At 57.8% G+C, this 767-nt stretch carries 1 protein-coding gene and 1 pseudogene; both read right to left on the reverse strand.

Features of this window, described 5'->3' with window-relative positions:
• Window positions 1–224 (reverse strand): annotated as a pseudogene (locus tag D3M70_RS31610) (VOC family protein); the annotation flags it as partial.
• 45 nt (window positions 225–269) lie between these two features.
• On the reverse strand, window positions 270–767 hold a 498-nt coding region (locus D3M70_RS31615; RefSeq protein WP_165869949.1), incomplete at its 5' end, for a zinc-binding dehydrogenase.

The raw sequence follows: 767 nt of genomic DNA on the forward strand, positions 1-767 counted from the left end.
GTTACGCCATTGCTGGTAGGTGCAGCACCATTGCCTGGACGGGCGATGATGAACGCTGGCTTGTCACGGCCGTACAGCACCCAATCGTTACCGAAAGGACCCAGGTTCTTGATGCCGAGGGCACCCAGAGCCGCATCGTAGAATGCGGACGATTTCTTGATGTCGGCGGCGCCGAAGAACACGTGGGAGAAGATGTCGTTACCGGAAATTACTGGAGTAGCCATTTAATGTGTTTCCTTGAGTATTGATGTTTAACGATCAGGTCGTGATCAGTAGTGAATAACGGTGCGAATCGACTTGCCTTCATGCATCAGGTCGAACGCTTCGTTGATTTCATCGAGCCCCATGGTGTGGGTGACAAACGGCGCCAGGTCGATCTCGCCTTTCATCGCGTCTTCCACCATGCCTGGAAGCTGGGTACGTCCCTTGACGCCGCCGAAGGCAGAGCCCTTCCAGGTCCGGCCAGTAACCAACTGGAACGGACGGGTCGAAATTTCCTTGCCGGCACCGGCGACACCGATGACGATCGACTGGCCCCAGCCACGGTGGGCCGCTTCCAGCGCCGAACGCATGACGTTGACGTTACCGATGCATTCGAAGGTGTGGTCAACACCCCAACCGGTCATCTCGATCAGAACCTCGTGAATTGGCTTCGCGTGGTCCTTGGGGTTGATGCACTCGGTGGCACCGAAACTGCGAGCCAACTCGAACTTGGCCGGGTTGGTGTCGATGGCGATGATGCGGCCCGCCTTGGCTTGGCGTGCGCC

This window comes from Pseudomonas sp. LS-2 (assembly GCF_003605735.1).
GTDB lineage: Bacteria > Pseudomonadota > Gammaproteobacteria > Pseudomonadales > Pseudomonadaceae > Aquipseudomonas.